This window comes from Bacillus sp. SIMBA_005 (assembly GCF_046535585.1).
In the GTDB taxonomy this organism is placed as follows: Bacteria; Bacillota; Bacilli; order Bacillales; family Bacillaceae; genus Bacillus; species Bacillus pumilus.
Genome location: NZ_JAWRWI010001240.1, coordinates 1 through 233, shown reverse-complemented (window position 1 = coordinate 233; position 233 = coordinate 1). Strand labels below are relative to the sequence as shown.

The window sequence follows — 233 nt, the reverse complement described above, 5'->3', positions numbered from 1 at the left end:
ATGACGACGTCCTGTTCAACATGATCGCTGAGGCGCATGAGCACTTTGGCACGCCGACGGGACCATTCATGATGAGTGGATACTCCGGGGGCGGACAGTTTGTCCACCGTTTTGCCCTCTTCCACGCGAAGGAACTGATGTGCGTCGCCGTGGGTGCGCCCGGTCGCGTGACTCTGCCGACAGCGGACGAGCCGTGGTGGCTCGGTCTGTCCGACACAGAAGAGCAATTGGGG

1 protein-coding gene is annotated in these 233 nt (G+C 61.4%); it reads left to right on the top strand.

Annotated features, from left to right (window positions below; all coding sequences use genetic code 11):
* On the top strand, window positions 1-233 hold a 233-nt coding region (locus tag SB660_RS24035; RefSeq protein WP_410585145.1), incomplete at both ends, for a hypothetical protein.